Genomic DNA, 26,992 nt, shown 5'->3' with positions numbered 1-26,992 from the left:
GAACATGAAGAACCGCGAGTAGGCGATGATGTCTCGAGGATCGATCATGAAGGCAGAAAGTGGCGCTGATACCGCCACCCACCCAGAGGGGCAGGGGCAGTACCCCGGGTCCCAGCCGGTGGGCGTCGAGACGGTCCCGGCGTCGTCATCGTGGACGAAAGCGGAGTCCGCCCCGCTTATGGAGGCCGTGGTAGAGAAGGCCAACATGGAGCGGGCTTACCGTCGGGTGGTCGCCAACCAGGGGGCGCCGGGTGCCGATGGCATGACGGTCCACCAGTTGGCCGACCACCTGAAGGAATGCTGGCCAACGCTGTGCGAACGGCTACTGGCCGGTGAGTACCACCCCAGCCCGATCCGAGCCGTCGAGATCCCCAAGCCCAAGGGCGGAACGCGACAGCTCGGCATCCCCACGGTTACCGACCGGCTGATTCAGCAGGCGCTGCTTCAGGTGCTGACGCCGATCTTCGATCCGGGATTCTCCGCATCGAGTTACGGCTATCGCCCTGGGCGCAGTGCCCAGCAGGCCGTCTCGGCGATGAAGTCCCATGTCACTGTCGGCCACCGCTGGGTGGTCGACCTCGACCTGGAAGCCTTCTTCGACCGGGTGAACCACGACCTGCTGATGGCGCGGGTCGCGCGCCGCATCCGCGACAAGCGAGCGTTACGCCTGATCCGCCGCTATCTGGAAGCCGGGATGTTCCAGGACGGCCTGGTCGCACCACGCCGGCAGGGCACACCCCAGGGCGGGCCACTCAGCCCGCTGCTGGCCAATATCCTGCTGGATGACGTGGACAAGGAACTGGAACGCCGGGGCCACCGCTTCTGCCGCTACGCCGACGACGTACAGGTGTACGTCAAGAGTCGGCGGGCGGGCGAGCGCGTCATGGCCAGTCTGAGTGATTTTCTCGAGAACTCACTCAGGCTGACGGTCAATCGCGACAAGAGCGCGGTGGACCGACCCTGGCACCGGGGGTATCTGGGCTACACGCTGACCCGGCACAAGCGGCCGAAGCTGACGCTGGCCAAGGCCAGCCTGCAGCGCCTGATGCAGCGTGTCCGCGAGATCCTCAAGCGTGGCAGGGGGCGCAACATACGGCGCGTTATCGAAGAGTTGACCCCGGTCCTGCGGGGCTGGGCCAACTACTTCTCCCTCGTCGACGTAGAGCGGCCGCTGGAAGCGCTGGAGGGTTGGATACGTCGCCGACTGCGTTGCGTGATCTGGCGGCAGTGGAAGCGCCCGCGGACACGGCGCCGCAAGCTACGGGCGCTGGGTCTGGACGACCATCGGGCGTGGAAGTCAGCGGGAAACGGGCGAGGCCCTTGGTGGAACGCCGGCGCCTCGCACATGAATCAGGCCTTGCCACGGAAATGGTTCGAGCAGCAGGGCCTGATCTCGGTACTCGATACGGTCAAGAGGGCTTAGTCGTTCTTCGTGAACCGCCGTGGTACGGAACCGTATGCCCGGTGGTGTGAGAGGACGGGGGAGGCGACTCCCCCTCCTACTCGATCAATCCCGATAGCGGCGGGTGAGGTCGCCGTAGGCGTCGATGCGGCGATCTCGGCAGATGCAGAGCGGCCAGATCCGCCGTAGGCGGCTCAATCCCGATAGCGCCGGGTCAGATCTCCATAGGCGTCGATGCGGCGGTCTCTCAGATACGGCCAGATCCGGCGCACATCCTCGCCGCGCGCCATGTCCAGGGTCACCAGCAGGCGCTCGGCGTTGACGCCGCCGTGGGCCAGCAGCTCCCCCTGGGGCCCGGCGATGAAGCTGCCGCCCCAGAAGTCGATGCCGCGGCCGACGCCGGAGTGGTCCGGCTCGTGGCCGACCCGGTTGGCCACGATCACCGGCACGCCGTTGGCCACCGCGTGGCTGCGCTGGATCAGGGTCCAGGCGTCCTTCTGGCGGCTCTTCTCGGCGTCGTCGTCGGCGGGGTCCCAGCCGATGGCGGTGGGGTAGAGCAGAAGCTCCGCCCCGGCGAGCGCCATCAGCCGCGCCGCCTCCGGGTACCACTGGTCCCAGCACACCAGCAGGCCGAGCCGGCCCACCGAGGTGTCGATGGGGTGAAAGCCCTGGCCGCGAGCGTCGTCGGCGTCTCCCGGGGTGAAGTAGAACTTCTCGTAGAAGCCCGGGTCGTCGGGAATATGCATCTTGCGGTAGTGGCCCACGGCACCGCGCTTGCGGTCGTAGACCACGGCGGTGTTGTGGTAGAGCCCCGGGGCGCGGCGCTCGAAGAGCGAGCCCACCAGCACGATGTCGAGCTCGGCGGCCAGCGCCGCCAGGCGGGTGCCGGTGGGGCCGTCCAGGGGCTCGGCCAGGTCGAAGAGCTCGGTGTCCTCGTACTGGCAGAAGTAGTGGGTGGCGTGCAGCTCCTGGAGCATCACCAGCTCGGCGCCGGCGCCGGCCAGCTCGCGGATGCCGGCCTCGCTCTCGGCGAGGCTCCTGGCCTTGTCGGGCCAGGCGGGCTGCTGGACCAGGCCGACCTTCAGATGGCGGGGCATGTTAAAGCCTCCTCGGTTGCAAATTATCCGAGGCTATTCGGCGACAGTCCTCCGAGGGGGCGCTGTGAATACCTCCCTGTACGCTACCGACGCCCTGCGGCGCTCTCGCATCCTGCGCCGCTTGCAGGGCCGGTGCGGGCCATCCATGGCCCGCCCGTTCGGAGCAATGCTCCTCACCCCTGGCGTAGGACCCCCTCTGCGGACTTTCCCCGACGCCTCTTGATTCAGGTGAGTGTTGCCAGGCTGCCCTGGGGCAGCTGCATGGTCAGGCAGTGCAGGCTGCCGTGCTGGCGGATCACGCTCAGGCAGTCGATGGGGATGATGTCGCGACCCGGGAAGGCGCCGGCCAGGGCGGTCAGCGCCCGGGTGTCGGCGGCGTCGCCGTAGGTGGGCACCAGCACGGCGCCGTTGATGATCAGGAAGTTGGCGTAGGTGGCCGGCAGGCGGTGGCCGTCGACCGGGTCGAAGCAGGGGCGCGGCCAGGGCAGCGGCACCAGGCGGTAGGGTTCGCCGTCCCGGCGGCGCAGCGCCTTGAGCTCCGCCTCCATGGCGGCCAGCGCCGGGTAGTGGGGGTCGTCCTCGTCGTCGCAGCGCACGTAGGCGATGGTGGCCGGGTCGCAGAAGCGCGCCAGGGTGTCCACGTGGCTGTCGGTGTCGTCCCCCTCCAGGTGGCCGTTGGCCAGCCAGAGCACCCGGGTCACCCCGAAGTCCTCGTGGAGCCAGTCCTCCACCGCCTCCCGGTCGAGGCCGGGGTTGCGGTTGGGGTTGAGCAGGCAGGCCTCGGTGGTGAGCAGGGTGCCGGCGCCGTCGCTCTCGATGGCGCCTCCCTCCAGCACCAGGCCGCGCTCGCTCACCGGGCGGGCGTAGACGCCGGCATCCGCCAGGCGCCGCGTCAGGGTGTTGTCCCGGGCCGCGGGAAACTTGCCGCCCCAGCCGGTGAAGACATAGTCGTGCAGGCGCAGCTCGCCCCGCTCCTCCACCGCCAGGGGGCCGTGGTCCCGGGTCCAGGTGTCGTCGCTCTCGGCCACTACCAGGGTGAGCCGTTCGGCGGGCACGCCGAGGTTCGAGAAGCGGCCGGCCAGGTGAGTGCGAGTGGCGGTGTCGGGCACGCTGACCAGCACCCGCTGGTAGCGGGCAATGGCCACCACCATGGCCTCCAGGGTGGCCTCGATGCGCTCGAGCAGCGGGGCCCAGTCGCTCTCGGGGCCGGGCCAGGTGAGCTGGACCGCATCCTGTGGATGCCATTCGGGAAGCAGGCGTTTGGCCATGGTCGTGAAGCCCCGCGGTAGATGAGTTGCCAGGTGCGCAGTGTCAGCCGGCGAATGTAGGCATCAACGGCCGGGGATGCAATAGCCTCTTGCTTGGCAGCGCCGGGAGCTCCGTGCAAATAGAAGGCAAGTGCCGGCTGCCCCGGTGCAGCGCTGCCCAAAAAGTCTTACCATGGGCGCCCGCTGACAAGGAACGCCTCCATGCTTGACCGTCTGCCATTCCTGATCGGGTTGCGCTATGTGCGCGCCAAGCGCCGCAACCACTTTATCTCCTTCATCTCCCTGACCTCCATGCTGGGCCTGATGCTGGGCGTGGCGGTGCTGATCCTGGTGCTCTCGGTGATGAACGGCTTCGACCACGAGCTGCGCACCCGCATCCTCGGCATGGTGCCCCACACCAAGATCGAGTCGCGCACCGGCATGGTGGAGTGGGAAGCGCTGGCCGAGCGGCTGATGGAGCGCGAGCGGGTGATCGGTGCCGCCCCCTACGTCGAGCAGCAGGGCATGTTCTCGGTGGGTGGCCGCAACGAGGGCGCCATGGTCAATGGCATCCACCCCGAGTGGGAGGACCGCGTCTCGATCATCGGCCAGCATATGCAGCGGGGCGGGCTGGATGATCTGCAGCCCGGGGAGTGGAACATCGTGCTGGGCTCCATCCTGGCTCGGCGGCTCGGGGTCGGGGTGGGCGACAGCGTGACCCTGCTGGTCCCGGAGGCCTCGATCACCCCGGCCGGGGTCTTTCCCCGCCTCAAGCGCTTCACGGTGAGCGGCATCTTCAGCGTCGGCGCCGACCTGGACGCCGCCCTGGCCTACGCCAATATCGAGGACATGCAGACGCTGGCGCGGCTGGGTGACGCCGTGGGGGGGCTGCGCCTGGAGCTCGATGACCTCTTTGCAGCCTCCGCGGAGACCCGGGCCATCATCAACGAGCTCGGCCCCGGCTACCGCGGCATCGACTGGACCTTCTCCCACGGCAACCTCTTCCAGGCGATCCAGATGGAGAAGCGCATGATCGCGCTGCTGCTCACCGTGATCATCGCCGTGGCGGCCTTCAACATCGTCTCCACCCTGGTGATGGTGGTCACTGACAAGCACGCCGATATCGCCATCCTGCGCACCATCGGCGCCACGCCGCGCTCCATCATGGGCATCTTCATCGTCCAGGGGCTGGCTATCGGGGTGATCGGCATCCTGGTCGGGGTAGCGCTCGGGGTGCTGCTGGCGCTGACCATTTCCGACATCATCGACGGCGTCGAGAGCCTGTTCGGCATCCAGTTTCTGGATGCCGGGGTCTACTTCATCAGCAATCTGCCATCGCGCCTCGACTGGGCCGACGTGCGCGACATCGTCGCCGCGGCCCTGGGCCTGACCTTCCTTTCCACCCTCTATCCGGCCTGGCGGGCGGCCAAGGTCCAGCCGGCGGAGGTGCTGCGCTATGAGTGAGACGACCATGCAAGCCACAGCCGAGCAGGGTGCCTCCCCGGCGCCGGGGGCGCCGATGCTGGAGTGCCTCGACCTGACCCGCATCTACCATGAGGGCCCCCAGGACGTTACCGTGCTGGACGGTCTGGCGCTGACCGTGCACGCCGGCGAGCGGGTGGCCATCGTCGGCAGCTCAGGCTCCGGCAAGACTACCCTGCTCAACCTGCTGGGCGGGCTGGACCAGCCCACCCGGGGCGAGGTGCGCATCGCCGGCGAATCGCTGCTGGACCTGGGCGATGCGGCGCTGGGGCGCTTCCGCAACCGCCATATCGGCTTCGTCTATCAGTTCCACCACCTGCTGGCGGAGTTCACGGCCCTCGAGAATGCGGCGCTGCCGCTGATCGTGCGCGGGCAGTCCAAGAAGCAGGCCGAGGTGCGCGCCCGGGGGCTGCTGGAGAAGGTAGGCATGGCGGCACGGGCCGATCATAAGCCCGGTGAGCTCTCCGGCGGCGAGCGTCAGCGGGTGGCCATCGCTCGGGCCCTGGTCACCGACCCGAGCCTGGTGCTGATGGATGAGCCCACCGGCAACCTGGATCAGCACACCGCGGCGCACATACTGGCGCTGATGGACGAGCTGGCCCGCACCACCGCCTGCGCCTTCGTGATCGTGACCCACGACCCCGCCCTGGCGGCCCATCAGGATCGCGTCATGCGCCTGGATGAGGGGCGGCTGACCGAGCAGCTGCCGGCGGCGGAGGGCGCCTGACCGAGGCCGCTCCCCTCGCAGTGCGATGAGCAAACGGCCGGCCCCGCATGGAGCCGGCCGTTTGCGTTGAGGGCCCTTTGCGTCGGGGGAGTCAGCGCGGGTCATCGTCCGGCGGTGGGCGCCGACGCCGCCTGCGTCGCCGCGCCTTCCAGCTGCGCGAGACCTGCCAGCGCCAGATCAGTCGGATGGCCAGGTTGCCGAGCAGTGCCAGCACGATGGCGGTGACCACCGAGCCCACCGCCAAGGCGGGGAGGATGTCGGCCATCTGCTCGGCGATCCAGCGGGTGGAGAGCCGCTCGGGCACCTCCCGGGCAGGGGTGTTCATCAGCCAGGCGCCGATGCGGTAGTTGCCGTAGAAGATCAGCGGCATGGTCAGCGGATTGGTGATCCAGACCAGGCCCACGGAGAGGGGCAGGTTGGCCCGTGCCACCCAGGCGCCGAGGGCCGCGACCACCATCTGGAAAGGGATCGGCAGCATGGCGCTGAACAGCCCCACGGAGAAGGCGTTGGCCACACTGCGCCGACTCAGCACCCACAGGGCGGGGTTGCCGATGAGGTGACTCATGAAACGCAGCGAGCTCTGGCGCCTGAGCGTCTCGGGGTGGGGCATGTAGCGCTGGAGAAAGCGGCGCGGCATGTCGTCGGGCTCGCAGCATCGGGACGCAGGCTATTATCCATGGATGGGCCCGCTTCCGCCATGGTCGCGACACTTCCATCGGCGGCGAGCGGGCGGCGATGCACGGACCTGGAGCAGGGGCATGCGCTATGGCATGGCCACCCTCCTGGCGCTGGCCGTGGCGGGTGGCCTGTGGCTGGGAACGCGCCCGCCCCCGGGGCTGCTCGAGGGGCTTGGCGCCTTGCTGCTGCTGGCGCTGGCCTGGCGGCGTCCGCTGGTGTGGCTGCCCCTGGCGGCCCTGGCCTGGGTGGCGGCGGGGCTGCTGCTGGCTCGCGGTGCCATCCTTCCCGATGGCCTCCTGCGCGAGGATCTCGCCATCGAGGGGCAGCTGATCAGCGTCTCTCGGGAGGAGCGCCTGACCCGCCTCACCCTGGAGGTGAGCGACTGCCACCCGCTGGCCGCGGGGCGCCCTGGCTGCGAACGCCTGCAGCGCGTGCGGCTGAGTGCCTTCGAGGCGCCGGCGATGCACCCCGGCGAACGCTGGGCGCTTACCGTGCGCCTGCGCCCGCCGGCGGGCTTCGCCAACCCCCACACCTTCGACTATGAGGCCTGGCTGTGGCGGGAGGGCATCCAGGCCACCGGCTATATGCGGCGGGAGCCGCCGCCCCGGCGCCTGGCCGAGGCGAGGCCCGGGCTGCGCGAGCACGCGCTCTCTCATCTGGAGACCCGTGGGCTTCCGCCCCGGGCCGAGCGCTGGTTGGCGGCGCTGACCCTGGGCGCCGGTGAGCGGCTGACCGCCGACGACTGGGGCCTGCTCAACGCCAGCGGTACCACCCATCTGATGGTGATCTCGGGTCTCCACGTGGGGCTGGTGGCGGGGTTTACCCTGCTGCTGGGGAGAGGGGCGGCGCGCCTGATCACCCCGAGCGGTTGGCGGCTGGCGGTATGGCCCTGGTGGCTGGCCGGGGCTGCCGCCGCCGCCTATGCCGGCCTTTCCGGTCTCGAACCGCCGGCGCTGCGTGCCCTGGTGATGACCCTGGTGGGGCTCTGGGTGGCCAGCGGCCGGCATGCGCCGGGTCCCTGGCAGGGGTGGTGGCTGGCCCTGGCCGTGGTGCTGCTCCTCGACCCGCGCCACGCCTGGCGGCCAGGGCTCTGGCTCTCCTTCCTGGCGGTGGCGCTGCTGATCCTGGCCTGGCAGGGGCGCCCGCGACCACGCGGCCTGCACGGCTGGGCCTGGGCGCTGGTCAGGACCCAGCTGCTGCTGGCGCCGCTGATGGCCGCGGCGGTGCTGCTGGCCTTCGCCCGGCTGGCCCCGGCCGCGCCCCTGGTCAACCTGGTGGCGGTTCCCCTGGTGAGTAGCCTGCTGGTGCCTCTTGGGCTTCTGGGCTGGCTGCTGGTCCCGCTGCCGCCGCTCTCAGCGCTCTGCTGGTGGCTGTTTGCCCGGCTCGCCGAGGCCCTGGCCTGGAGCCTGGAGCGGGCGGTGGCGCTGCTGCCGCTGTGGCTGCCCGAGCCACATCTGGTCACGCCCCTGGCGTTCTGCCTGGGGGTGATGGCACTGCTCTGGGTGCTGCCGGGGCTGGCGGGGTCACTGCGCGCCGCGGGCAGCCTGGCGCTGATCGCGGTAGCGCTGAGCCTTTCGCCCTCGGGTATCCCCCACGGGCAGCTGGAGGTGCGCGTGCTGGACGTGGGGCAGGGGCAGCTGGTGGAGCTGCGCACCGCCGGCTATCGGGCCCTCTATGATACGGGGCCTCGTTTTATCTCGGGCTTTGCGCCGGTGAGCACCCTCTGGCCGCCGGGCCAGCGCTTCGACGAGGTGATCGTCAGCCATGACGACATCGATCACGCCGGCGGAGTGCCGCTCCTGGCCGAGGCGCATCGCGTGGGGCGCTTCCTTGCGCCTCCCGGCGAGGAGATCGGGGTGTCCTTCGAGTACTGCCTGCAGGGCCAGGCCTGGGAGCGTGACGGCGTGCGCTTCCGCTTCCTGTGGCCGCCGGCCGATACGGCGGCGCTCTCCAGCAACGACCGCTCCTGCGTGCTGGAGGTCAACGCCGGCGGTGAGCGGCTGCTGATCACCGGTGACGTGGGTCGCCGGGTGGAGCGTTCGGTTCTGCTCGAGGCCGAGGCGCCGGTCACCCTGCTGGTGGCCGGCCACCACGGCAGTCACACCAGCTCGGGCCCCCAGCTGGTGCAGTGGCTGACCCCGCGCCACGTGGTCTACAGTGCCGGGCGCCACAACGCCTTCGGGCATCCCCATGCTGAGGTGGTGCGCCGCTTTCGGGCCGCCGACAGCTGCCAGTGGAGCACCGCCCTGGACGGCGCGCTGGCCTTCCGGCTGGGGGACGAGGGAGCGGTCCCCGTGGAGCACCGGCGCCGGCTGCCCTGGCGGCGCGGCGGTGTCGGAGGCGACTGCCTTGCGTTAGAATCGCCCTGAGACTCAACGCTGGATCACGGGGCACCTTCGAGGGAGTGCGCATGGACATGATGGAGGCCCTGATCGCCGGGGGCTGGCTGATGCTGCCACTGCTGGGCTGCTCGCTGCTGGCCACGGTCATCATCATCGAGCGGCTGTGGACGCTTCGCGCCGGACGCATCGCCCCCCGTGGCCTTGGCCAGGAGGTGTGCACCCTGGTGGCCCGGGGGCAGGTCAACCTCTACTGGCTGGAGAGCCACTCGCCCCTGGGCGGAGTGCTGGCCGCCGGGCTGCGCAATGCCCGGCTCGGCCACGATCAGGTGCGGGCTCGGCTGCAGGAGGCCGGCACCGCGGTGGTCCACGACATGGAACGCTTCCTGAGCCCGCTCGGTACCATCGCCGCCATTGCCCCGCTGATCGGCCTGCTGGGTACCGTGGTGGGCATGATCGAGGTGTTTGCGGTGATCGTCGCCGGCGACGGGGCCGGTCGCACCGCCGATCTCGCCGGCGGCATCTCCCGCGCCCTGGTGACCACCGCGGCGGGCCTGACCGTGGCGATTCCCGCTCTGATGTTCCACCGCTACTTCCTGCGCCGGGTCGAGGACATCACCGTGCGCATGGAGGAGCAGTCGAGCCAGGTGGTGGAATTCCTGGCCCACTTCGGCGGCGACCTGACCCTGGCCGAGCGTCACGAGGGCGGCGGTGACGACGAGCGCCTGGAGGCCGATGGCCGCCTGGCGCCGGAGGTGAGGCGCCCGTGAGGTTTGCGCGCACCCGCCGCGACCCGGTGGAGGTCAATCTCACGCCGCTCATCGACGTGGTGTTCCTGCTGCTGATCTTCTTCATGGTCTCGACCACCTTCGAGACTCGCCAGGCCCTGGAGCTCGAACTCCCCGAGACGACCAGCGGGGCCGCCGCCGAGGTCTCGCCGGTCACCCTGGTGGTCACCGCGGCCGGCGCCTACCGGCTCGGCGAGCGCGAGCTCGCCCCGGCCGAGCTGCCTGCGGCCCTGGCCGCCGAGGCCGAGCAGGCTCGCGAGCACGGGCTGGTGGTGGAGGCCGATGGCCGCGCCAGCCACGCCGACGTGGTACGGGTGCTCGACCAGGCCGGCCTGCAGGGCATCCAGCGGGTGCGCATCGCCACCACCGAAAGCCGCACCGGCGAGACCATTTCCCCACAAGCGGAGACGCCGTGAATCAGGACGGGACCCCCCAACACTCCGGCTGGACGCTCTACAAGCGCCTGCTGAGCTATGTGCGCCCCCACTGGCGCTCCTTCGGCCTGGCCATCGTGGGCTACGTCATCTATGCCGCCTCCAGCACGGCGCTTGCCGAGATGATGAAGCGCCTGATCGACGGCATCCAGGACCCCGATGCCGCCTTTCGCCTCTTCCTGCCGCTCTTCGTGGTCGGCATGTTCGCCGCCCGGGGCCTCGGCACCTTCCTCGGCACCTACTTCATGAGCAACGTGGCGCGCAACGTGGTCCACGCCCTGCGCTGCAACGTCTTCAACCATATGCTCCATCTGCCGGGGCGCTTCTTCGACAGCCACTCCAGCGGCCACCTGATCTCCCGGGTCACCTACCACGTGGAGCAGGTCACCGGGGCGGCCACCAAGGCGCTGACCATCCTGCTGCGCGAGGGGCTCTTCGTGATCGGCCTGATCAGCTACCTGCTGTGGACCAACTGGATGCTGACGCTGCTCTTCCTGACCGTCACGCCGCTGATCGGTGGGGTGGTCAGCTACGCCAGCAAGCGTTTCCGGCGCATCTCGGCCCGCATCCAGGCCTCCATGGGGGACGTCACCCACGTGGCCTCCGAGGCGCTCTCCGGCTACCGGGTGGTGCGCACCCACGGCGCTGAGGGCTTCGAGAAGTCCCGCTTCGCCGCGGCCAGCGAGTACAACCGCCAGCAGAGCATGAAGGAGGCGCTGACCAAGGCGATCAGCACGCCGGTGATCCAGCTGCTGGTGGCCCTGGCCCTGGCGGTGCTGGTGTGGCTGGCGATGTCGCCGGCGCTGATGGACAACATGACCGCCGGCGAGTTCGTGGCCTTTATCACCGCGGCCTCGCTGATGGCCAAGCCGGTGCGCCAGCTCACCGAGATCAACAGCGAGATCCAGAAGGGGCTGGCCGCCGCCGCGGAGCTCTTCGGCCTGCTGGAGGAGCCCGCCGAACGCGACGAGGGCCATCACGAGCCCGGCCGCCTGGCCGGCAAGGTCAGCTTCGAGGGGGTGCGCTTTCGCTATGCCGAGGGGCAGCCCGAGGTGCTCAAGGGGATCGACCTGGAGGTGGCGCCGGGTGAGATGGTGGCCATCGTCGGCCGCTCGGGCAGCGGCAAGTCCACCCTGGTGGGGCTCTTGCCGCGCTTTTATCGGCCCATCGAAGGGCGGGTGCTGGTCGATGACGTGCCCCTTGACGACTACCGCCTGGGGCCGCTGCGCCGCCAGATCGCCCTGGTCTCCCAGCAGGTGACCCTGTTCAACGCCAGCATCGCCGACAACATCGCCTATGGCGTGCCCGACGCCGACCCCGCGGCCATCGAGGCCGCCGCCCGGGCCGCTCATGCCCACGAGTTCATCGAACGCCTTCCCGGCGGCTATGCCACCGTGGTGGGGGACAACGGCGTCATGCTCTCCGGCGGCCAGCGCCAGCGCCTGGCCATCGCCCGGGCGATCTTCAAGGACGCGCCGCTGCTGATCCTCGACGAGGCCACCTCGGCCCTGGATACGGAGTCCGAGCGCCATATCCAGGCGGCGCTGGAAGAGGTCTGCCGCGGGCGTACCACCCTGGTGATCGCCCACCGCCTCTCCACCATCGAGCGTGCCGACCGCATCCTGGTGATGGAGCAGGGCGAGATCATCGAGCAGGGCTCCCACGCCGAGCTGCTGGCCCGCGATGGTGCCTACGCCGCCCTGCACCGCCTGCAGTTCCAGGACGCAGACCCGGCATGAGCGGGCTGGGCGAGCGCTGGCTGGCGGCGGCCTATGCGGGAGCCTCCTGGCTGACCCTGCTGCGGCCCCTGGAGCGGCTCTACCGCGCCGCGGTGGCGCGTCGCGCCGCTGCCTACGCCGAGGGGCGTCGTACGGCGTGGCAGGCCCCGGTACCGGTGATCGTGGTGGGCAACCTGACCCTGGGTGGCACCGGCAAGTCGCCCCTGGTGGCCTGGCTGGCGGCCTGGCTGGCCGAGCGCGGCTATCGTCCGGGCATCCTCTCCCGGGGCTATGGCGGGAAGAGTGATGCCTACCCGCTGCGCGTCGATGAGCAGACGCCGGCGGCGCAGTGCGGCGACGAGCCGCGCATGCTGGCCGACCAGACCGGGGTGCCGGTGGTGGTCGACCCGGACCGTCCCCGTGGGGCGCGAGCGCTGCTGGCGGCGGGCTGCGATATCCTGATCAGCGACGACGGCCTTCAGCACCTGGCGCTGGCCCGCGACCTGGAGCTGGTGGTGGTGGACGGGGCGCGGGGCTTCGGCAACGGCCGCTGTCTGCCGGCAGGGCCGCTGCGCGAGCCCCTGTCGCGACTGGCCAGCGTCGATGGGGTGGTGGTCAACGGCGAGGCGCGCTTCGCGGCCCCGGCGGGCGCCTTCGGGATGACCCTGGCCCCCGTGGCCTGGCGGCGGCTGGGGGACGGCGCGCGGCGTGCCCTGTCGCCGCCGCCCTTCGCGGGGCCGGTCCACGCCGTGGCCGGCATCGGCCGGCCGGCGCGCTTCTTCGAGACCCTGGCCACCCTCGGCGTCGAGGTGATCCCCCACCCCTTCGCCGACCACCACGCCTACCGCGCCGAGGAGCTCGCCTTCGCCGATGGCCGACCCCTGGTGATGACCGCCAAGGATGCCGCGAAGTGCCGGGGCCTGGCGCCTCCCGACAGCTGGGTGCTGGAGGTGGAGGCGCAGCCCGAGAAGGCCTTCGCTGTGTGGCTCGAGGCGCGGCTGGCCGCCCTGGGGGCGGCAGCGACCGACACGAATCCGCGAGCCGGCACGCCGCCGGTTCGCCATCAGGAGTGAGGTGAACACGATGGACAAGGAACTGCTGGCCATGCTGGTCTGCCCGCTGTGCAAGGGCAAGCTCAAGTACGACCGCGAGGCCGAGGAGCTGATCTGCCTCTTCGATGGTCTGGCCTACCCGATCCGCGACGGCATCCCGGTGATGCTCCCCGAGGAGGCGCGGCAGCTCTCCGCCGAGGAGAAGCTCCACGCCTCACCCGGACGCACGGGGGAGGCGTGATGGCCGAGCGCGACTTCATCGCCGTCATTCCGGCGCGCTTCGCCTCCTCGCGGCTGCCCGGCAAGCCCCTGGCCGAGATCGCCGGGCGTCCCATGGTGGCCCATGTCTGGCAGCGTGCCTGCGAGAGCCGCGCCGCCCGGGTGGTGGTAGCTACCGACGATGCTCGCATCGAAGCGGCCATGGTGGCCGAGGGGGCCGAGGTAGTGATGACACGCGCCGACCACCCCTCCGGCACCGACCGCCTGGCCGAGGTGGCCGAGCGCCTGGGGCTGGCCGCTGACGCCGTGCTGGTCAATGTCCAGGGCGACGAGCCGCTGATCCCGGCGACGCTGATCGACCAGGTGGCCGACCGGCTCTTCGACGACCCGGAGGCCTCCATCGCCACCCTCGCCGAGCCGATCAGCGACGTGGAGAGCCTCTTCAATCCCAACGTGGTGAAGGTGGTGCGCGCCCTCTCCGGGCGGGCGCTCTACTTCTCGCGGGCCCCCATCCCCTGGGACCGTGACGCCTTCGCCGCCCGCCCCGAGCTGCTCGAGACCGACGCCTGGCTGCGCCATATCGGTCTCTACGCCTATCGCGCCGGATTCCTGGCCGAGTATCGCGACTGGGTGCCGTCGCCCCTGGAGCGGCTCGAGCACCTGGAGCAGCTGCGCGCGCTCCATCACGGCCACGCGATTCAGTTGGCCCTGGCCAAGGAGCCGCATCCCGCCGGGGTCGATACCGCCGAGGATCTCGCCCGAGTGCGGGGCCTGCTGGACGCCGCCGACGGCCGGGGAGGTGAGTGATGCGCGTGCTCTTTGTCTGCCTGGGCAATATCTGCCGCTCGCCGACCGCCGAGGGCATCTTCCGTCGGCTGCTCGAGGAGCGGGGCCTGGCTCACCGGGTCGAGGTGGACTCCTGCGGCATCGGCGACTGGCACGTCGGCAAGGCGCCGGACCCTCGCACCCGCGAGGCGGCCGCCCGCCGCGGCATCGATCTCTCGACGCTGCGCGCCCGCCAGCTGCACGATGAGGACTTCGCCACCTTCGACTACCTGCTGGCCATGGACCACGACAACCTGGCGGCCATGCGCGCTCGGGCGCCCCAGGCGCTGGACGCCCACCTGGGGCTCTTCCTCGAATTCGCCGGCCGGCCCGACGCCGCCGTGCCTGACCCCTACTTCGGCGGCGAGGAGGGCTTCGAAGCGGTGCTCGACCTGGTGGAGCAGGGGGCTCGCGGCCTGCTGGCCGAGATCGAGGCGACGCTGGAGCGCCGTCCTTGAGTTCGCTGCCTTATCCCCCGCGTGACCTGTCGAGTGCCAATACCCTGGGGCTGCCCTGCGTTGCCGAGCATTTTGCCGCGCCCGAGAGCCTGGCCGCGCTGCAGGCCGCCCTGGTCGAGGCGCGTCGGCAGGGGTGGCCGCTGACCCTGCTCGGCGGCGGCAGCAACCTGATCCTGCCCGAGCGCCTGCCTGGGCTGGTGATTCGCCCGGCCATGGCTCGCTGGTGGCTGGAGGAGGGTGAGGGCGAGGCGGTGCGGGTCCACGCCGAGGCCGGCGTCGTCTGGCACGACCTGGTAATGGCCCTGGCCGGACGTGGCCTCTGGGGCACCGAGAACCTGGCGCTGATTCCCGGCAGCTGCGGCGCGGCGCCGATCCAGAATATCGGCGCCTATGGGGTCGAGCTCTGCGAGGTGCTGGAGGCGGTGGAGGTGGTCTCTCTGGCCGATGGTGGCGAGCGCTGGATGACGGCGGAGGCCTGTGCCTTCGCCTACCGCGACAGCATCTTCAAGGGGGCGCTGGGCGGTCAGGTGGTGATCACTCGCCTGGTGCTGCGGCTCTCGCGCACACCTCGGCCGCGCCTGGGCTACGGGGACCTGGCCGAGCGGGCGGGGGAGCAGCCGACGCCGCTCCGGGTGGCCGAGGCGGTCTGCGCCATTCGCCGCGAGAAGCTGCCCGACCCGGCGGTGCTGGGCAACGCCGGCAGCTTCTTCAAGAACCCCGTGGTGGCCGCGGTTCAGGCCGAGCGCCTGCTGGCCCTGCACCCCGAGATGCCGCACTTTCCCCAGCCCGACGGGCGGGTCAAGCTCGCCGCCGGCTGGCTGATCGACCAGTGCGGGCTCAAGGGTTGGCGGGATGGGCGCTTCGGCGTTCACGAGCGCCAGGCGCTGGTGCTGGTCCACTTCGGTGGCGGCAGCGCCGCTGAGCTCCTGACCTTCGCCGAGCGGGTGGCCGGCCGCGTTGCCGAGCGCTTCGGCGTCGAGCTCGAGCGCGAGCCGCGGCTGGCCGGGGAGAGGTCCTGAGCCGCCGAGACCTCCCTGAGCGATAGCCCGAAACGACCGCGCCCGCAGCCATGGCTGCGGGCGCGGTCGTTTTCAGCGGGAGGGCGGAGCCTCAGCTCTTCTTGCCCTCCTGGGCCTTGGCCTCCTGCTCGCGCCGCCGGATCTCTCGCGGATCGTTATGGGCGCGGCGGCGACGACGGCTGGCACGGCTCTCGGCCGGCGTCTCAGCCTTGGCGTCCGGCTTCGGCTCGGCCTTGGGGGCGTCTGCCTTGGGCTCGGGCTTGGCTTCCGGCTTCGGCTCCACCTTGGGGGCGTCTGCCTGGGCCTCGGGCTTGGCGTCCGGCTTGGTTTCAGGCTTGGGCTCGGCCTTGGGGGCGTCTGCCTGGGCCTCGGGCTTGGCGTCCGCCTTGGTTTCAGGCTTGGGCTCGGCCTTGGGGGCTTCTGCCTTGGGCTCGGGCTTGGCGTCCGCCTTGGTTTCAGGCTTGGGCTCGGCCTTGGGGGCGTCTGCCTGGGTCTCGGGCTTGGCTTCCGGCTTCGGATCGGCCTTGGGGGCTTCTGCCTTGGGCTCGGGCTTGGCGTCCGCCTTGGTTTCAGGCTTGGGCTCGGCCTTGGGGGCGTCTGCCTGGGCCTCGGGCTTGGCGTCCGCCTTGGTTTCAGGCTTGGGCTCGGCCTTGGGGGCTTCTGCCTGGGCCTCGGGCTTGGCGTCCGGCTTGGTTTCAGGCTTGGGCTCGGCCTTGGGGGCGTCTGCCTTGGGCTCGGGCTTGGCGTCCGCCTTGGTTTCAGGCTTGGGCTCGGCCTTGGGGGCTTCTGCCTTGGGCTCGGGCTTGGCTGTCGGCTTGGGCTCGGCCTTGGGGGCGTCTGCCTTGGGCTCGGGCTTGGCGTCCGGCTTGGTTTCAGGCTTGGGCTCGACCTTGGGGGCGTCTGCCTGGGCTGCGGGCTTGGCGTCCGCCTTGGTTTCAGGCTTGGGCTCGGCCTTGGGGGCTGCTGCCTGGGGCTCGGGCTTAGGCTCCGCCTGCTGGGCGCTATCCGCGGCGTCGGCCTTGGCGGCCTCCGCCTGCAGGCGCTGCTGCTCCTCTACCGCCTTGGGGTGGATGGCGTGCTGGCGGCTGCGGTTGCGCGGATTGTTGCGGCTGCGCTTGGGCTTGCCATCATCCACCGGGGCCTCGCTGCGGGCCTCGGCCGCCGGGCTTGCCTTCTCCTGGGAGGGAGAGGGCTTCTCGGCAGGGCGCTGGCGGCGGCTGTCGTCGCGCCCCTTCTGGGGCTCGCGGGTCTGCTGACGGCTCTCTTCCTGGCGGCCAGCCTCCTGGCGCCCGCGTCCGCGGCTGCCGCGGTTGCCGGTGCGCCCATCTGCGTTGCCGCCGCTGCTCTCCTGGCGCGGTTCGCCGCGGCCGCCGCTCTCCTGCTGGCGGGCCTGCGGGGCGCCGCTGCGGCGCGTGTCGTCACTGCGCTGGCGGCGCTGGCGCTGGTTGCCGCTACGCCCGCCTCGCTCGCCCTGGTCGCCATCCCGGGCCGGCTTGCGCTGGGGCTGGCCGGTACCGGCGGGCGTCTCGCGGCGCTCGGCGGGCTTCTCCTCGTCGCTGCCCAGCAGCTTGGCGATGCCCTTGACCAGGCGGCCCAGTACGCCGCCCTGGGGCTCCACGGCCACCGGCGGGGTCGACCTGGCCGGCGCGGCGGGCCTGGGCGGGGTAGCGGCCCGGGCCGGGGTCGGTGCCGGAGCCTTTGCCGGGGCCTCCTCCTGCTGCAGGGAGGCGGGGGCCGGCTCGTGGTGGATGACGGTCTTCACCGCGGCCTCGGCGCGGGCCACCGGCTTGCCGAAGCTGGGTTCAGGCTCGCGGCCTACCTCGGTCTCGGTCGAGAGCTCGAAGCTGGACTTCTGGGTGCCTTCCTCCTCTACGTGGTCGTCGCGGAGGCGCTGGACATCGTAGTGGGGGGTGTCCATGTCGGGGCTCGGCAGCAGCACGACCCTGACGTCCTGGCGACGCTCTATCTCGGCCAGCACGGCGCGCTTCTCGTTGAGCAGGTAGGTGGCGACCGGCACCGGCAGGATGGCGCGGATCTGGGCGCTGCGCTCCTTCATCGCCTCCTCTTCGATCAGGCGCATGATCGACAGCGAGATGGAGCGCACGTCGCGAATGGTGCCCTGACCGTCGCAGCGGGGGCAGACCACGCCGCTAGTCTCGCCCAGGGAGGGACGCAGGCGCTGCCGGGACATCTCCATCAGGCCGAAGCGGGAGATGCGACCGATCTGAACCCTGGCGCGATCCAGCTTGAGGGCGTCGCGCATGCGGTTCTCGACCTCGCGCTGGTTGCGCGCCGGGCTCATGTCGATGAAGTCGATCACCACCAGGCCGCCGATGTCGCGCAGGCGCAGCTGGCGGGCGATCTCGTCGGCCGCCTCCAGGTTGGTCTGCAGCGCCGTCTCCTCGATATCGCTGCCGCGGGTGGCCCGGGCGGAGTTGATATCGATGGAGACCAGGGCCTCGGTGTGGTCGATGACGATGGAGCCGCCGGAGGGAAGCTTCACCTCGCGCTCGTAGGCGGTCTCGATCTGGGACTCGATCTGAAAGCGCGAGAAGAGTGGCACTTCGTCAACGTAGAGCTTGATCTTCTGCTGGTAGGAGGGCATCACCTGGCGGATAAAGGCCAGGGCCTCCTGGTGAACCGCCTCGCTGTCGATCAGCACCTCGCCGATATCCTGGCGCAGGTAGTCGCGCATGGCGCGGATGATGACGTTGGACTCGCGGTAGATCAGGAAGGGGGCCGAACGCTTGCCGGCTTCGCTGGTGATCGATTCCCACACCTGCACCAGGTAGTCGAGGTCCCACTGCAGCTCCTCGGCGCTGCGGCCGATGCCGGCGGTGCGCACGATCAGGCCCATGCGGTCGGGCACCGTGAGGTGGTTCATGGCCTCCTTGAGCTGGCTGCGCTCCTCCCCCTCGATGCGCCGGGAGATGCCGCCGGCCTTGGGGTTGTTGGGCATCAGCACCAGGAAGCGGCCGGCCAGGGAGATGAAGGTGGTCAGCGCTGCACCCTTGTTGCCGCGCTCCTCCTTGTCCACCTGGACGATCAGCTCCTGGCCTTCCTTCAGCACCTCCTTGATGCTGGGGCGGCCGGAGGAGGGTTCCTTGATGAAGTAGTCGCGGGAGATTTCCTTCAGCGGCAGGAAACCGTGGCGGTCGGCGCCGAAGTCGACGAAGGCGGCTTCCAGGGAGGGTTCGATGCGGGTGATCTTGCCGCGGTAGATATTGGCTTTCTTCTGCTCCCGGGCACCGGATTCGATGTCCAGGTCGTAGAGGCGTTGTCCATCGACCAGGGCGACGCGCAGCTCTTCGGGCTGGGTCGCATTGATGAGCATCCGTTTCATGTTGACTCGCACTATGGGGCGCCGGCGAGTTCGACGTGGCGAACCTCTGTGTGCTGCGTGCCTGTGCTCAGCGCATGTCTTCCATGCGCAGTAGCGTCCGACCGTGAGGCTCCCTGCGGGGCAGCATCACGGCATGAGCCTGTTGAGTACGGGGCGGAGGCAGGACATGTCTCGGTGGGGGTCACCCATCCGGCCCTGCGGTCACCGCCAACACCTGGCATTCATCGATTCGCCGACGCCGGTCTCCGGCACGCTGTTTAACGTGTCCCGTGTCCAGCCGACGTTCCATGACGGGGGGTAACGACGGGGGGATCCGGGCGTGGCGCTGTATCGCTCTATTTCGTTTGTCGCTGGGCGGCGGGACGCTCAAGCGTCGTCGCGGCCTGATCTTTCGGCTCCGGCCTGCGTGTCTGTCGGGCAGGCGCTTGGCGGGCCTGGTGTCGGGCCATGGGAGCGCGCTGGCAATATAACAGTAAAGGGTAGGGCCAGCAATTGGCGCGCCGGGCGCCGCACTGCGATAGAATGCGGCTTTTGGCAGTTTCCAGCAGTGGAGTCTCGGCATGGCCGAAGGGCGCGATGTGCAGTGGGTGGAGGTCACGGAAGGGCAGGATGGCCAGCGGGTCGATAACTTCCTGATGACGCGCATCAAGGGGGCGCCCCGGGCGCTGATCTATCGGATCGTGCGCAAGGGGGAGGTGCGGGTCAACAAGAAGCGCGTCAAGCCCGACACCCGCCTGGCGACCGGGGACCTGGTGCGCATACCTCCACTCAAGCTCTCGCCCCGGGAGGCGGTGCGGGAGGTGAGCGACAATCTGCGTAACCTGCTGGCCGGCAGCGTGCTGGTGGAGGGGCGTGACTGGCTGGTGATCAACAAGCCGGCTGGGCTCGCCGTTCACGGCGGCAGCGGGGTCAAGATCGGTCTGATCGAGGCGCTGCGCCAGGTGCGCGAGGAGCTCGACTTCCTGGAGCTGGTGCACCGGCTGGATCGCGACACCTCGGGCTGCCTGCTGCTGGCCAAGTCGCGCCCGGCCCTGCTGGCGCTCAACGATGCCCTCAAGCAGCAGCAGATGGACAAGCGCTACCTGGCCCTGGTGGCGGGGCGCTGGCCGGCCCGGCGAGACTACGTCGCCGCCCGGCTGGACCGCTACACCCTGGCCAACGGCGAGCGCCGGGTGCGGGTCGATGCCCAGGGCAAGGTGGCCCGTACCCGCTTCGCGGTGCGTGAGACTTTTCCCCGGGCCACCCTGATGGAGGCGGAACCGGTCACCGGGCGCACCCATCAGATTCGGGTCCACGCCGCCCACGCCGGCCACCCGCTGCTCGGCGACGACAAGTATGCCACGCGCGACAGCGAGCGCCTGAGCCAGGTGCTGGGCGTCACGCGGCTCTTCCTGCACGCCGAGTCGCTGAGCTTCCCCGAGCCCACCAGCGGCCGCCCGGTGCGGATCCGAGCGCCGCTGCCCGAGGAGCTCGAGGCGGTACTGGCCCGCGCCCGCCGCGAGACGTGACACCCTTAGTCCACACCCCCTTGTCCCAACGGCAAGAGAGTTCAATCAGGAAGAGAGAATGCGCTATCGACTGGTGATCTTCGACTGGGACGGCACCCTGATGGACTCGGCGGCTCGCATCGTCGACTGCATGCAGGCCGCCTCCCGGGACGCCGGCTGGGGAGAGCTCTCCGCCGACGCCGTCCGCAATATCATCGGCCTGGGCCTGCCCGAGGCCATTGCCACCCTCTGCCCGGGCATCGACCCGGATCGCGCCGAGCTGCTGCGCAGCCGCTACGCCTGGCATTTCGTGGAGGGTAACGACACCCCCATGCGCTTCTTTGCGGGGGTGGAGGCCGGCGTGACCGGCCTGCGCGGCCGTGACGGTCAGCGCCTGGCGGTGGCCACCGGCAAGAGTCGCCGCGGCCTCGACCGGGTCTTCCGCGACAGCGACAGCGGGAGCTGGTTTCACGCCAGCCGAACCGCCGACGAGACCCGCTCCAAGCCCCATCCGCTGATGCTCGAGGAGCTGCTGGAGGAGCTCGAGGTGGCGGTGGAGGAAGCGGTGATGGTGGGGGATACCGAGTATGACCTGGAGATGGCCCGGGCCATCGGCATGGACCGGGTGGCGGTGACCTGGGGGGTACACGCCCCGGAGCGGCTGGCCGCCAGCCAGCCGGCCTTTACCGCCGAGGCGGTGCCCGAACTCTTCAACTGGCTGCAGGGTAGATAAGGCATGAGTGACGACGATCGGAAACGTGACGAGGCTCCAGGCGAGGGCGGGGACCCCTGGACCGAGGGGCCGGAGCGCACCCCCGAGCAGGCCCGCGCGGCGCGCCGCACCCCGGAGGAGCCGGTCGCGGCGCAGGCAGAGAGCGCCGAGGCCCTGCGTGAGCACCAGCGGCTTCAGCAGATGGAGATGATGGATCGCTGGATCGGCGGGGTGCTGGCCGAGCAGCGCCGCTCCCGGCGCTGGAAGCTCTTCTTCCGCTTCCTGTTTGCGGCCCTGATCCTGGCATCGCTGTCGGCCACCCTCTACAGCCTGCTGGCCGGGCCGCCCGGCGGCGGCGCGGCCGCCGAGCCGCACCTGGGGGTGGTCAAGGTGCGCGGGGTGATCGATGCGGAGTCGCCGGCCAGCGCCGAGCGGGTCATCAGCGGGCTCAATCGCGCCTGGGAGGCGGAGCATAGCGCGGCGGTGGTGCTGCATATCAACAGCCCCGGAGGCAGCCCGGTGCAGTCCCAGCGCATCTTCGATGAGGTCATGCGGCTGCGGGCCGAGGGCGACAAGCCGATCATCGCGGTGATCGAGGACGTGGGGGCCAGCGGCGCCTACTATATTGCCGCGGCCGCCGACGAGATCATCGCCGCGCCGGCCAGCCTGGTGGGCTCCATCGGGGTGATCTCGGCCAGCTTCGGCTTCGAGGAGGCGATCGAGCGCCTGGGCGTGGAGCGCCGCGTCTTCTCCGCCGGCGACAACAAGGCCTTCCTGGACCCCTTCTCGGAGCTGGCGCCCGAGCAGCGCGAGTTCTGGCAGTCGGTGCTGGCCACCACCCACCGCCAGTTCATCGAGGCCGTGCGCGAGGGGCGCGGTGAGCGCCTGCTCGACGACGAGCGGCTCTTCAGCGGCCTGGTGTGGAGCGGCGAGCAGGCCCTGGCGCTCGGCCTGATCGACAGCATTGGCAGCCTGGATGCCCTGGCTCGGGAGAGGCTCCCGGAGCCGAAGCTGCGCGACTACACCCCGCGCCTGGACCCCTTCGAGCGCTTCTCGCGCCAGTTCGGCCGCGTCGCCATGGAGCTGCTGGGGGTGCCCCGCGCCGATTCGCCGCTGCGCTATCAGCTACCCTAGCGGGTCCAGGCCCGCCTCGCGCAGCAGGGCGCAGAGGCGGATCAGCGGCAGGCCGATCAGGGTGTTGGGGTCGTCGCCCTCGAGCTTCTCGAACAGGGCGATGCCCAGCCCCTCCATGCGGAAGCTGCCGGCGCACTCCAGCGGCTTCTCTCTCTCCACATAGCGGGCGATCTCCCCCTCATCCAGGTCGCGGAACACCACGTCATAGCGCTCGTGGGTGACTCGGTGCTGGCCGCGCCGGGTGTCCACCAGCGCCAGGCCGGTGAGAAAACGCACCCGATGTCCGGAGAAGCGCGCCAGCTGGCGGCGGGCGGCGGCCTCGTCGGCGGGCTTGCCGAGAATCTCCCCCTCGAAGAGCGCCACCTGGTCCGAGCCGATGATCAGGTGGTCGGGCCACGCCTCCGCCAGGGTCTGCGCCTTGGTCAGCGCCAGGCGGTGCACCAGAGCGGTGGGCGTCTCGTCCGGGTGCGGGGTCTCGTCGATATCGGGGCTCTGCCAGGCATAGGGGATCTCCAGCCGGTCGAGCAGCTGGCGGCGCCAGCGGGAGCCTGAGGCGAGGACGAGGCGAGTCATGGGAATCTCCGCTTGAGTGACAGGGCAGCAGGGTAGCATGAGCCGGGCGTGGCGAGAGCGTGGCAGCGCGGTAGGGCACCGGGCGCAAAGGCCTTTTGACAGGGGCGAGGGGAGTGCCTATCATTGCGCGCCTATGTTGACCACACGACTTCCCAGCAGGGTCGAGCCCTACAAGCTCGCCGCCCGCGCCGAACGCCTCGAGGGCCTGATGGCCCTCGCCGATTTTGCGCGCCTGACCGATGAGGTCGGCGCCCAGGCCGGCGACGTGCGGGTGACCCTCGACTTCTCCATCGACGCCCAGGGGCGGCGCGTCATCCGCGGCCACCTCGGGGCGGAGCTGCAGCTGCCCTGTCGCCGCTGTCTGTCGCCGCTGGCGCAGCAGGTGGAGAGCGAGTTCCTGCTGGGCATGGTCACCAGCGATGCCCTGGCGGCCGAGCTGCCGAGCACCCACGAACCGGTGCTGGTGGAAAACGAACAGCTGAACCTGCTGACGGTGGTCGAGGATGAACTGATCCTCAGCCTGCCCCAGGTGGTTTACCACGATGAGGCCGACTGTGAGGTCTCTCGCGACCAGCTGACCAGCGGGGAGGATGCCGCGGCATCCCGCGGTCCCGCAGCTAACCCCTTCGAGGTGCTCAAGCAGCTCAAGGGAAAATCCTGATTCATCATCGATTCACTCTGGAGTGACATCCCATGGCAGTTCAACAGAACCGCAAGACCCGTTCCAAGCGCGGCATGCGTCGCAGCCACGACGCCCTGAGCGCTCCGGCCCTGTCCCAGGACAAGGAAACCGGCACTACTCACCTGCGCCACCACGTCTCTCCGGACGGCTTCTACCGTGGCCGCAAGGTCGTCGACGCCTGAGGCGACGGCGCTCCCTTCGGTAACGCCTGGCCGCTGAGCTCTCGTGCGGATCGCCATCGACGCGATGGGCGGTGACCTCGGTCCCCGCGCCACCGTACGGGGAGCGGCCAGTGCGGCCCTCCAGGACTCTCGTCTCGCGCTTCGGCTGTACGGTCCCCGCCGTCAGCTGGAGCAAGAGATCTCCTGCCTGCCGCGGCGTCTCGCCGCGGCTGGTTCACGTCTGGAGGTCGTGGATGCCGCCGGCATCATCGCGCCCGGCCAGCGCCCCTCCGATGCCCTGCGTCACGGCGGTCACTCCAGCATGGCTGCCATGCTGGAGGCAGTGGCGGCGGGGGAGGCGGCGGCCGGCGTCAGCGCCGGCAATACCGGGGCGCTGATGGCCCTGGGGCGCCGGGCCCTGGGGACCGTGGCCGATATTCCCCGTCCGGCGATCAGTACCGCCATTCCGACCCGCGACCAGGGGCGCTGCTACCTGCTCGACCTGGGGGCCAACGTCGAGGCCTCCGCCGAGCGGCTGGTGGACTTCGCCCTGATGGGCGAGCTGATGGCGCGCCACGTCGACGGTCTGGCCGCGCCTCGGGTGGCGCTGCTCAATGTCGGCGTGGAGGGGACCAAGGGCACCGCCAGCGTCCGCGAGGCGGATGCACGCCTGCGCGCGCTGGCCGGCCTCGACTATCGCGGCTATGTGGAAGGCGATGGCATCTTTAGCGGCGACGTGGATGTCGTGGTGTGCGATGGCTTCGTCGGCAATGCCGTGCTCAAGGCCAGTGAAGGGGTCGCGCGGATGCTGGTGGCGCGGGTCCAGGCGACCTTCGAGGCGCACTGGAGTAGTCGCCTGGTGGGGCTGCTGGCGCGCCCGGCGCTGCGCCGCCTGCGCGGCGAGCTCGACCCGGTGCGCTACAATGGCGCCAGCCTGCTGGGGCTGGCCGGCATCGTGGTCAAGAGCCACGGCAGTGCCGATGCCATCGGCTTCCACTATGCGGTTCAGCGGGCAGTGCAGGAGGTGCGTCACGACCTGCCGCGCTGTCTGGCGGCGGGCCTGGTCCCGCGGCGGAGCGCGAAGGGGCGCTCCGAGGCGGTGGAGCGGCACGTCAGCGACTCAAGAATCCTCGCGCCGGGCCGTCCCGGCGACGATGACAGCCAACAAGAGCAAAGGTGACCAAGATGACTCAATCCCTCGCCCTCGTGTTCCCCGGGCAGGGCTCCCAGCAGATCGGCATGCTGCGTGAGCTGGCGGAACGCTACAGCGTGGTGCGCACCTCCTTCGAGGAGGCCTCCGACGCCCTGGGCTACGACCTCTGGCAGGTGGTGCAGGAGGGGCCCGAGGAGGCCCTTAACGCCACTGCCTGCACCCAGCCCGCGCTGCTGACCGCCAGCGTTGCCATCTGGCGGGTCTGGCAGGAGCTCGAGGGGCCGCGCCCGGGCGCCATGGCCGGTCACAGCCTGGGCGAGTACAGCGCCATGGTCTGCGCCGGGGTGATGTCCTTTGCCGAGGGCGTCAAGCTGGTACGCCTGCGCGGCGAGGCCATGCAGGCGGCGGTGCCGGTGGGTCAGGGCGCCATGGCGGCGATCCTCGGCCTCGAGGATGCCGCCGTCGAGCAGGCCTGCGCCGAGGCGGCCCAGGGTGAGGTGGTCGCCGCGGTGAACTACAATGCGCCGGGCCAGGTGGTGATCGCCGGCGCCAAGGCGGCGGTGGAGCGCGCCATCGCCGCCTGCCAGGCCGCCGGCGCCAAGCGGGCCATGCCGCTGCCGGTCTCGGTGCCCTCCCACTGCGCCCTGATGGAGCCCGCCGCCGAGCGCCTGGCCGCCGTCATGGCCGAGATGGAGCTGCGGGCGCCACGTTACACCGTTATCCAGAACGTTGACGCCGAGGCCCATGCCGACGTCGAGACCCTGCGCACTCGCCTGATCGAGCAGCTCTATCGTCCGGTGCGCTGGACCTCCTGCGTCGAGGCCATGTCGAGCCGCGGTGCCGAGGTGTTTATCGAGTGCGGTCCCGGCAAGGTGCTCACCGGCCTGGGCAAGCGCATCGCCCGGGGCAGCAAGGGGCTGGCGGTCAACGACCCCGACAGCCTGGATGCGGCCCTGGAGCTGGCCCGCAGCGTGGCCAACGGCAGCTCGGACAACGGCTGATCCCATTCTCTAGCACGAGGCGAGACCACCATGACCACTGAAACCCGCGTTGCCCTGATCACCGGCGCCAGCCGCGGTATCGGCCGCGCCATCGCCCACGAACTGGGGCGTCAGGGCCGGATCGTCATCGGCACCGCGACCAGCGATGCCGGCGCCGAGAAGATCGACGCCGACCTCAAGGCCCAGGGTATCCAGGGCGGCGGGCGCCGCCTCGATGTCAACGATCAGGCCAGCGTCGATGCCCTGGTCAAGGCGATCGGCGAGGAGTTCGGGGCGCCGACCATCCTGGTCAACAACGCCGGGATCACCCGCGACAACCTGCTGATGCGCATGAAGGAAGAGGAGTGGGACGACGTCGTCGATACCAACCTCAAGTCCGTCTATCGCGTCAGCAAGGCGTGCCTGCGCGGCATGACCAGGGCGCGCTTCGGGCGCATCGTCAATATCAGCTCGGTGGTGGCCACCATGGGCAACCTGGGGCAGACCAACTATGCTGCCGCCAAGGCGGGCATGGAGGGCTTCACCCGGGCGCTGGCCCGCGAGGTCGCGTCCCGCGCCATCACCGTCAATGCGGTGGCGCCGGGCTTCATCGCCACCGACATGACCGAGGCGCTGCCCGAAGAGCAGCACAAGATGCTGCTCGGCCAGATTCCCCTGTCCCGGCTGGGGCAGCCCGAGGAGATCGCCGCCGCGGTTGGCTTCCTCACCGGCGAGACGGCGAGCTACATCACCGGCGAGACGCTGCACGTCAACGGCGGGATGAACATGCGTTGAGGCCTGGCGGGTCGGCGGTTGCGCCGACCCCGGGGCCTCTATAAACTACCCCGCAGCTTCCGCCTGCGGATCTGGAACCCCAACGGCTGGTCATCTGGACGGCCAATTTGAACGACTGGAGTACGTCATAATGAGCACCATCGAAGAGCGCGTGAAGAAGGTTGTGGCCGAGCGCCTGAACGTCAAGGAAGAGGACATCCAGAACAGCTCCTCCTTCACCGAGGACCTGGGCGCCGACTCCCTGGATACCGTCGAGCTGGTCATGGCGCTCGAGGAGGAGTTCGACACCGAGATTCCGGACGAGGAAGCCGAGAAGATCACTACCGTCCAGGAAGCCATCGACTACGTCAACGCCCACCAGTAAGCCTGGTGGCGGTCGATGCCGCCGGACGAGGGAGAGGTTGCTCTCCCTGTAAAAAAGCCGCCCCCTCGAGGCGGCTTTTTTGTGGCTGTGGGCGCCTGGCGGGGTCTCGCGGCTCCCCGAGAT

At 70.2% G+C, this 26,992-nt stretch carries 26 protein-coding genes; 21 read left to right on the top strand and 5 right to left on the bottom strand.

Annotated features, from left to right (window positions below):
* Nucleotides 1-46 precede the first annotated feature (46 nt).
* On the top strand, nucleotides 47-1,423 hold the full coding sequence (gene ltrA / locus NHL60_RS12065) for a group II intron reverse transcriptase/maturase (RefSeq protein WP_253443581.1): 1,377 nt from the start codon (nucleotides 47-49) through the stop codon (nucleotides 1,421-1,423).
* 173 nt (nucleotides 1,424-1,596) lie between these two features.
* Here ltrA and NHL60_RS12060 read toward each other — a convergent pair whose 3' ends face one another.
* Both NHL60_RS12060 and NHL60_RS12055 read right to left on the bottom strand, forming a co-directional pair.
* Nucleotides 1,597-2,499, bottom strand: a complete 903-nt coding sequence (locus tag NHL60_RS12060) for a carbon-nitrogen hydrolase (protein ID WP_253443579.1) — start codon at nucleotides 2,497-2,499, stop codon at nucleotides 1,597-1,599.
* A gap of 224 nt (nucleotides 2,500-2,723) precedes the next feature.
* Complete coding sequence (locus NHL60_RS12055; RefSeq protein ID WP_253443577.1) at nucleotides 2,724-3,767, bottom strand: agmatine/peptidylarginine deiminase; 1,044 nt, start codon at nucleotides 3,765-3,767, stop codon at nucleotides 2,724-2,726.
* Between the two features lie 201 nt (nucleotides 3,768-3,968).
* Between NHL60_RS12055 and NHL60_RS12050 the strand changes: the two genes are divergently transcribed.
* Together NHL60_RS12050 and NHL60_RS12045 are read left to right on the top strand one after the other, a co-directional pair.
* The gene (locus tag NHL60_RS12050) at nucleotides 3,969-5,210 is read left to right on the top strand and encodes a lipoprotein-releasing ABC transporter permease subunit (protein WP_253443576.1); all 1,242 of its coding nucleotides are present in this window, start codon (nucleotides 3,969-3,971) and stop codon (nucleotides 5,208-5,210) included.
* 7 nt (nucleotides 5,211-5,217) lie between these two features.
* Nucleotides 5,218-5,955, top strand: coding sequence for an ABC transporter ATP-binding protein (locus NHL60_RS12045; RefSeq protein WP_253443575.1), 738 nt, complete (start codon nucleotides 5,218-5,220; stop codon nucleotides 5,953-5,955).
* A gap of 91 nt (nucleotides 5,956-6,046) precedes the next feature.
* Here NHL60_RS12045 and NHL60_RS12040 read toward each other — a convergent pair whose 3' ends face one another.
* Nucleotides 6,047-6,592: a DUF2062 domain-containing protein gene (locus tag NHL60_RS12040; protein WP_253443574.1), complete on the bottom strand. Its 546-nt coding sequence runs from the start codon at nucleotides 6,590-6,592 to the stop codon at nucleotides 6,047-6,049.
* A gap of 121 nt (nucleotides 6,593-6,713) precedes the next feature.
* Between NHL60_RS12040 and NHL60_RS12035 the strand changes: the two genes are divergently transcribed.
* Genes NHL60_RS12035 through murB form a run of 9 tightly spaced genes read left to right on the top strand, consistent with a single transcriptional unit; the run spans nucleotide 6,714 to nucleotide 15,485 of the window.
* Nucleotides 6,714-9,002 (top strand): DNA internalization-related competence protein ComEC/Rec2, encoded by a 2,289-nt coding sequence (locus NHL60_RS12035; RefSeq protein ID WP_253443573.1) that lies wholly within the window; start codon nucleotides 6,714-6,716, stop codon nucleotides 9,000-9,002.
* A gap of 41 nt (nucleotides 9,003-9,043) precedes the next feature.
* Nucleotides 9,044-9,742, top strand: coding sequence for a MotA/TolQ/ExbB proton channel family protein (locus NHL60_RS12030; RefSeq protein ID WP_253443572.1), 699 nt, complete (start codon nucleotides 9,044-9,046; stop codon nucleotides 9,740-9,742).
* Nucleotides 9,739-10,176 carry a biopolymer transporter ExbD gene (locus tag NHL60_RS12025; RefSeq protein ID WP_253443571.1) on the top strand — a complete coding sequence of 146 codons (438 nt, stop codon included), beginning with the start codon at nucleotides 9,739-9,741 and terminating at the stop codon, nucleotides 10,174-10,176. Before NHL60_RS12030 ends, NHL60_RS12025 begins: the two co-directional genes overlap by 4 nt.
* Complete coding sequence (gene msbA, locus NHL60_RS12020) at nucleotides 10,173-11,933, top strand: lipid A export permease/ATP-binding protein MsbA (protein ID WP_253443569.1); 1,761 nt, start codon at nucleotides 10,173-10,175, stop codon at nucleotides 11,931-11,933. The genes NHL60_RS12025 and msbA overlap by 4 nt, the downstream gene beginning before the upstream one ends.
* Nucleotides 11,930-12,985, top strand: coding sequence for a tetraacyldisaccharide 4'-kinase (gene lpxK, locus NHL60_RS12015; protein ID WP_253443567.1), 1,056 nt, complete (start codon nucleotides 11,930-11,932; stop codon nucleotides 12,983-12,985). The genes msbA and lpxK overlap by 4 nt, the downstream gene beginning before the upstream one ends.
* Before the next feature lie 10 nt (nucleotides 12,986-12,995).
* Entirely contained in the window at nucleotides 12,996-13,205 is a 210-nt protein-coding gene (locus NHL60_RS12010) for a Trm112 family protein (RefSeq protein WP_253443566.1), read from the top strand.
* On the top strand, nucleotides 13,205-13,990 hold the full coding sequence (gene kdsB, locus NHL60_RS12005; RefSeq protein ID WP_253443564.1) for a 3-deoxy-manno-octulosonate cytidylyltransferase: 786 nt from the start codon (nucleotides 13,205-13,207) through the stop codon (nucleotides 13,988-13,990). The genes NHL60_RS12010 and kdsB overlap by 1 nt, the downstream gene beginning before the upstream one ends.
* On the top strand, nucleotides 13,990-14,466 hold the full coding sequence (locus tag NHL60_RS12000) for a low molecular weight protein-tyrosine-phosphatase (protein WP_253443562.1): 477 nt from the start codon (nucleotides 13,990-13,992) through the stop codon (nucleotides 14,464-14,466). Before kdsB ends, NHL60_RS12000 begins: the two co-directional genes overlap by 1 nt.
* Entirely contained in the window at nucleotides 14,463-15,485 is a 1,023-nt protein-coding gene (murB, locus tag NHL60_RS11995; protein WP_253443560.1) for a UDP-N-acetylmuramate dehydrogenase, read from the top strand. Before NHL60_RS12000 ends, murB begins: the two co-directional genes overlap by 4 nt.
* A 91-nt stretch (nucleotides 15,486-15,576) precedes the next feature.
* Here the strand turns inward: murB and rne are convergent, their stop codons facing one another.
* The gene (rne, locus tag NHL60_RS11990) at nucleotides 15,577-18,828 is read right to left on the bottom strand and encodes a ribonuclease E (protein WP_253443558.1); all 3,252 of its coding nucleotides are present in this window, start codon (nucleotides 18,826-18,828) and stop codon (nucleotides 15,577-15,579) included.
* A gap of 560 nt (nucleotides 18,829-19,388) precedes the next feature.
* Here rne and NHL60_RS11985 point away from each other — a divergent pair.
* Genes NHL60_RS11985 through sppA form a run of 3 tightly spaced genes read left to right on the top strand, consistent with a single transcriptional unit; the run spans nucleotide 19,389 to nucleotide 22,161 of the window.
* Complete coding sequence (locus NHL60_RS11985) at nucleotides 19,389-20,336, top strand: RluA family pseudouridine synthase (protein ID WP_253443556.1); 948 nt, start codon at nucleotides 19,389-19,391, stop codon at nucleotides 20,334-20,336.
* Nucleotides 20,337-20,394: 58 nt separating this feature from the next.
* Entirely contained in the window at nucleotides 20,395-21,048 is a 654-nt protein-coding gene (locus NHL60_RS11980; RefSeq protein WP_253443554.1) for an HAD-IA family hydrolase, read from the top strand.
* A 3-nt stretch (nucleotides 21,049-21,051) separates the two neighbouring features.
* Complete coding sequence (gene sppA, locus NHL60_RS11975) at nucleotides 21,052-22,161, top strand: signal peptide peptidase SppA (protein WP_253443552.1); 1,110 nt, start codon at nucleotides 21,052-21,054, stop codon at nucleotides 22,159-22,161.
* Here sppA and NHL60_RS11970 read toward each other — a convergent pair.
* Nucleotides 22,153-22,734, bottom strand: coding sequence for a nucleoside triphosphate pyrophosphatase (locus tag NHL60_RS11970; RefSeq protein WP_253443551.1), 582 nt, complete (start codon nucleotides 22,732-22,734; stop codon nucleotides 22,153-22,155). The two genes, sppA and NHL60_RS11970, sit on opposite strands and share 9 nt — an antisense overlap.
* A gap of 133 nt (nucleotides 22,735-22,867) precedes the next feature.
* Between NHL60_RS11970 and NHL60_RS11965 the strand changes: the two genes are divergently transcribed.
* From NHL60_RS11965 to acpP, 6 genes are all read left to right on the top strand, one after another.
* Nucleotides 22,868-23,395, top strand: coding sequence for a YceD family protein (locus NHL60_RS11965; protein ID WP_253443549.1), 528 nt, complete (start codon nucleotides 22,868-22,870; stop codon nucleotides 23,393-23,395).
* Nucleotides 23,396-23,427: 32 nt separating this feature from the next.
* The gene (gene rpmF, locus NHL60_RS11960) at nucleotides 23,428-23,598 is read left to right on the top strand and encodes a 50S ribosomal protein L32 (RefSeq protein ID WP_023005526.1); all 171 of its coding nucleotides are present in this window, start codon (nucleotides 23,428-23,430) and stop codon (nucleotides 23,596-23,598) included.
* 43 nt (nucleotides 23,599-23,641) lie between these two features.
* Nucleotides 23,642-24,757 carry a phosphate acyltransferase PlsX gene (gene plsX / locus NHL60_RS11955; RefSeq protein WP_253443547.1) on the top strand — a complete coding sequence of 372 codons (1,116 nt, stop codon included), beginning with the start codon at nucleotides 23,642-23,644 and terminating at the stop codon, nucleotides 24,755-24,757.
* Between the two features lie 5 nt (nucleotides 24,758-24,762).
* Nucleotides 24,763-25,731 (top strand): ACP S-malonyltransferase, encoded by a 969-nt coding sequence (fabD, locus tag NHL60_RS11950; RefSeq protein WP_253443545.1) that lies wholly within the window; start codon nucleotides 24,763-24,765, stop codon nucleotides 25,729-25,731.
* A 30-nt stretch (nucleotides 25,732-25,761) separates the two neighbouring features.
* A complete protein-coding gene (gene fabG, locus NHL60_RS11945; RefSeq protein WP_253443543.1) occupies nucleotides 25,762-26,505 on the top strand; it encodes a 3-oxoacyl-ACP reductase FabG in 744 nt (247 codons plus the stop codon).
* A gap of 130 nt (nucleotides 26,506-26,635) precedes the next feature.
* Nucleotides 26,636-26,869, top strand: a complete 234-nt coding sequence (gene acpP / locus NHL60_RS11940) for an acyl carrier protein (RefSeq protein WP_008956801.1) — start codon at nucleotides 26,636-26,638, stop codon at nucleotides 26,867-26,869.
* Nucleotides 26,870-26,992 lie beyond the last annotated feature (123 nt).

The organism is Halomonas sp. Y3, assembly GCF_024137965.1.
Lineage (GTDB): Bacteria > Pseudomonadota > Gammaproteobacteria > Pseudomonadales > Halomonadaceae > Halomonas > Halomonas mongoliensis.
The sequence above is the reverse complement of the archived record's forward strand: the minus strand, read 5'-3'. Positions and strand labels throughout refer to the sequence as shown.

What these genes read in the sequence shown, in the direction of transcription:
- ltrA (WP_253443581.1), top strand. Translation starts at nt 47, where the DNA reads ATGAAGGCAGAAAGTGGCGCTGATACCGCCACCCACCCAGAGGGGCAG.
- NHL60_RS12060 (WP_253443579.1), bottom strand. Translation starts at nt 2,499, where the DNA reads ATGCCCCGCCATCTGAAGGTCGGCCTGGTCCAGCAGCCCGCCTGGCCC.
- NHL60_RS12055 (WP_253443577.1), bottom strand. Translation starts at nt 3,767, where the DNA reads ATGGCCAAACGCCTGCTTCCCGAATGGCATCCACAGGATGCGGTCCAG.
- NHL60_RS12050 (WP_253443576.1), top strand. Translation starts at nt 3,969, where the DNA reads ATGCTTGACCGTCTGCCATTCCTGATCGGGTTGCGCTATGTGCGCGCC.
- NHL60_RS12045 (WP_253443575.1), top strand. Translation starts at nt 5,218, where the DNA reads ATGCAAGCCACAGCCGAGCAGGGTGCCTCCCCGGCGCCGGGGGCGCCG.
- NHL60_RS12040 (WP_253443574.1), bottom strand. Translation starts at nt 6,592, where the DNA reads ATGCCGCGCCGCTTTCTCCAGCGCTACATGCCCCACCCCGAGACGCTC.
- NHL60_RS12035 (WP_253443573.1), top strand. Translation starts at nt 6,714, where the DNA reads ATGCGCTATGGCATGGCCACCCTCCTGGCGCTGGCCGTGGCGGGTGGC.
- NHL60_RS12030 (WP_253443572.1), top strand. Translation starts at nt 9,044, where the DNA reads ATGGACATGATGGAGGCCCTGATCGCCGGGGGCTGGCTGATGCTGCCA.
- lpxK (WP_253443567.1), top strand. Translation starts at nt 11,930, where the DNA reads ATGAGCGGGCTGGGCGAGCGCTGGCTGGCGGCGGCCTATGCGGGAGCC.
- NHL60_RS12010 (WP_253443566.1), top strand. Translation starts at nt 12,996, where the DNA reads ATGGACAAGGAACTGCTGGCCATGCTGGTCTGCCCGCTGTGCAAGGGC.
- kdsB (WP_253443564.1), top strand. Translation starts at nt 13,205, where the DNA reads ATGGCCGAGCGCGACTTCATCGCCGTCATTCCGGCGCGCTTCGCCTCC.
- NHL60_RS12000 (WP_253443562.1), top strand. Translation starts at nt 13,990, where the DNA reads ATGCGCGTGCTCTTTGTCTGCCTGGGCAATATCTGCCGCTCGCCGACC.
- rne (WP_253443558.1), bottom strand. Translation starts at nt 18,828, where the DNA reads ATGAAACGGATGCTCATCAATGCGACCCAGCCCGAAGAGCTGCGCGTC.
- NHL60_RS11985 (WP_253443556.1), top strand. Translation starts at nt 19,389, where the DNA reads ATGGCCGAAGGGCGCGATGTGCAGTGGGTGGAGGTCACGGAAGGGCAG.
- NHL60_RS11980 (WP_253443554.1), top strand. Translation starts at nt 20,395, where the DNA reads ATGCGCTATCGACTGGTGATCTTCGACTGGGACGGCACCCTGATGGAC.
- sppA (WP_253443552.1), top strand. Translation starts at nt 21,052, where the DNA reads ATGAGTGACGACGATCGGAAACGTGACGAGGCTCCAGGCGAGGGCGGG.
- NHL60_RS11970 (WP_253443551.1), bottom strand. Translation starts at nt 22,734, where the DNA reads ATGACTCGCCTCGTCCTCGCCTCAGGCTCCCGCTGGCGCCGCCAGCTG.
- NHL60_RS11965 (WP_253443549.1), top strand. Translation starts at nt 22,868, where the DNA reads ATGTTGACCACACGACTTCCCAGCAGGGTCGAGCCCTACAAGCTCGCC.
- rpmF (WP_023005526.1), top strand. Translation starts at nt 23,428, where the DNA reads ATGGCAGTTCAACAGAACCGCAAGACCCGTTCCAAGCGCGGCATGCGT.
- fabD (WP_253443545.1), top strand. Translation starts at nt 24,763, where the DNA reads ATGACTCAATCCCTCGCCCTCGTGTTCCCCGGGCAGGGCTCCCAGCAG.
- fabG (WP_253443543.1), top strand. Translation starts at nt 25,762, where the DNA reads ATGACCACTGAAACCCGCGTTGCCCTGATCACCGGCGCCAGCCGCGGT.
- acpP (WP_008956801.1), top strand. Translation starts at nt 26,636, where the DNA reads ATGAGCACCATCGAAGAGCGCGTGAAGAAGGTTGTGGCCGAGCGCCTG.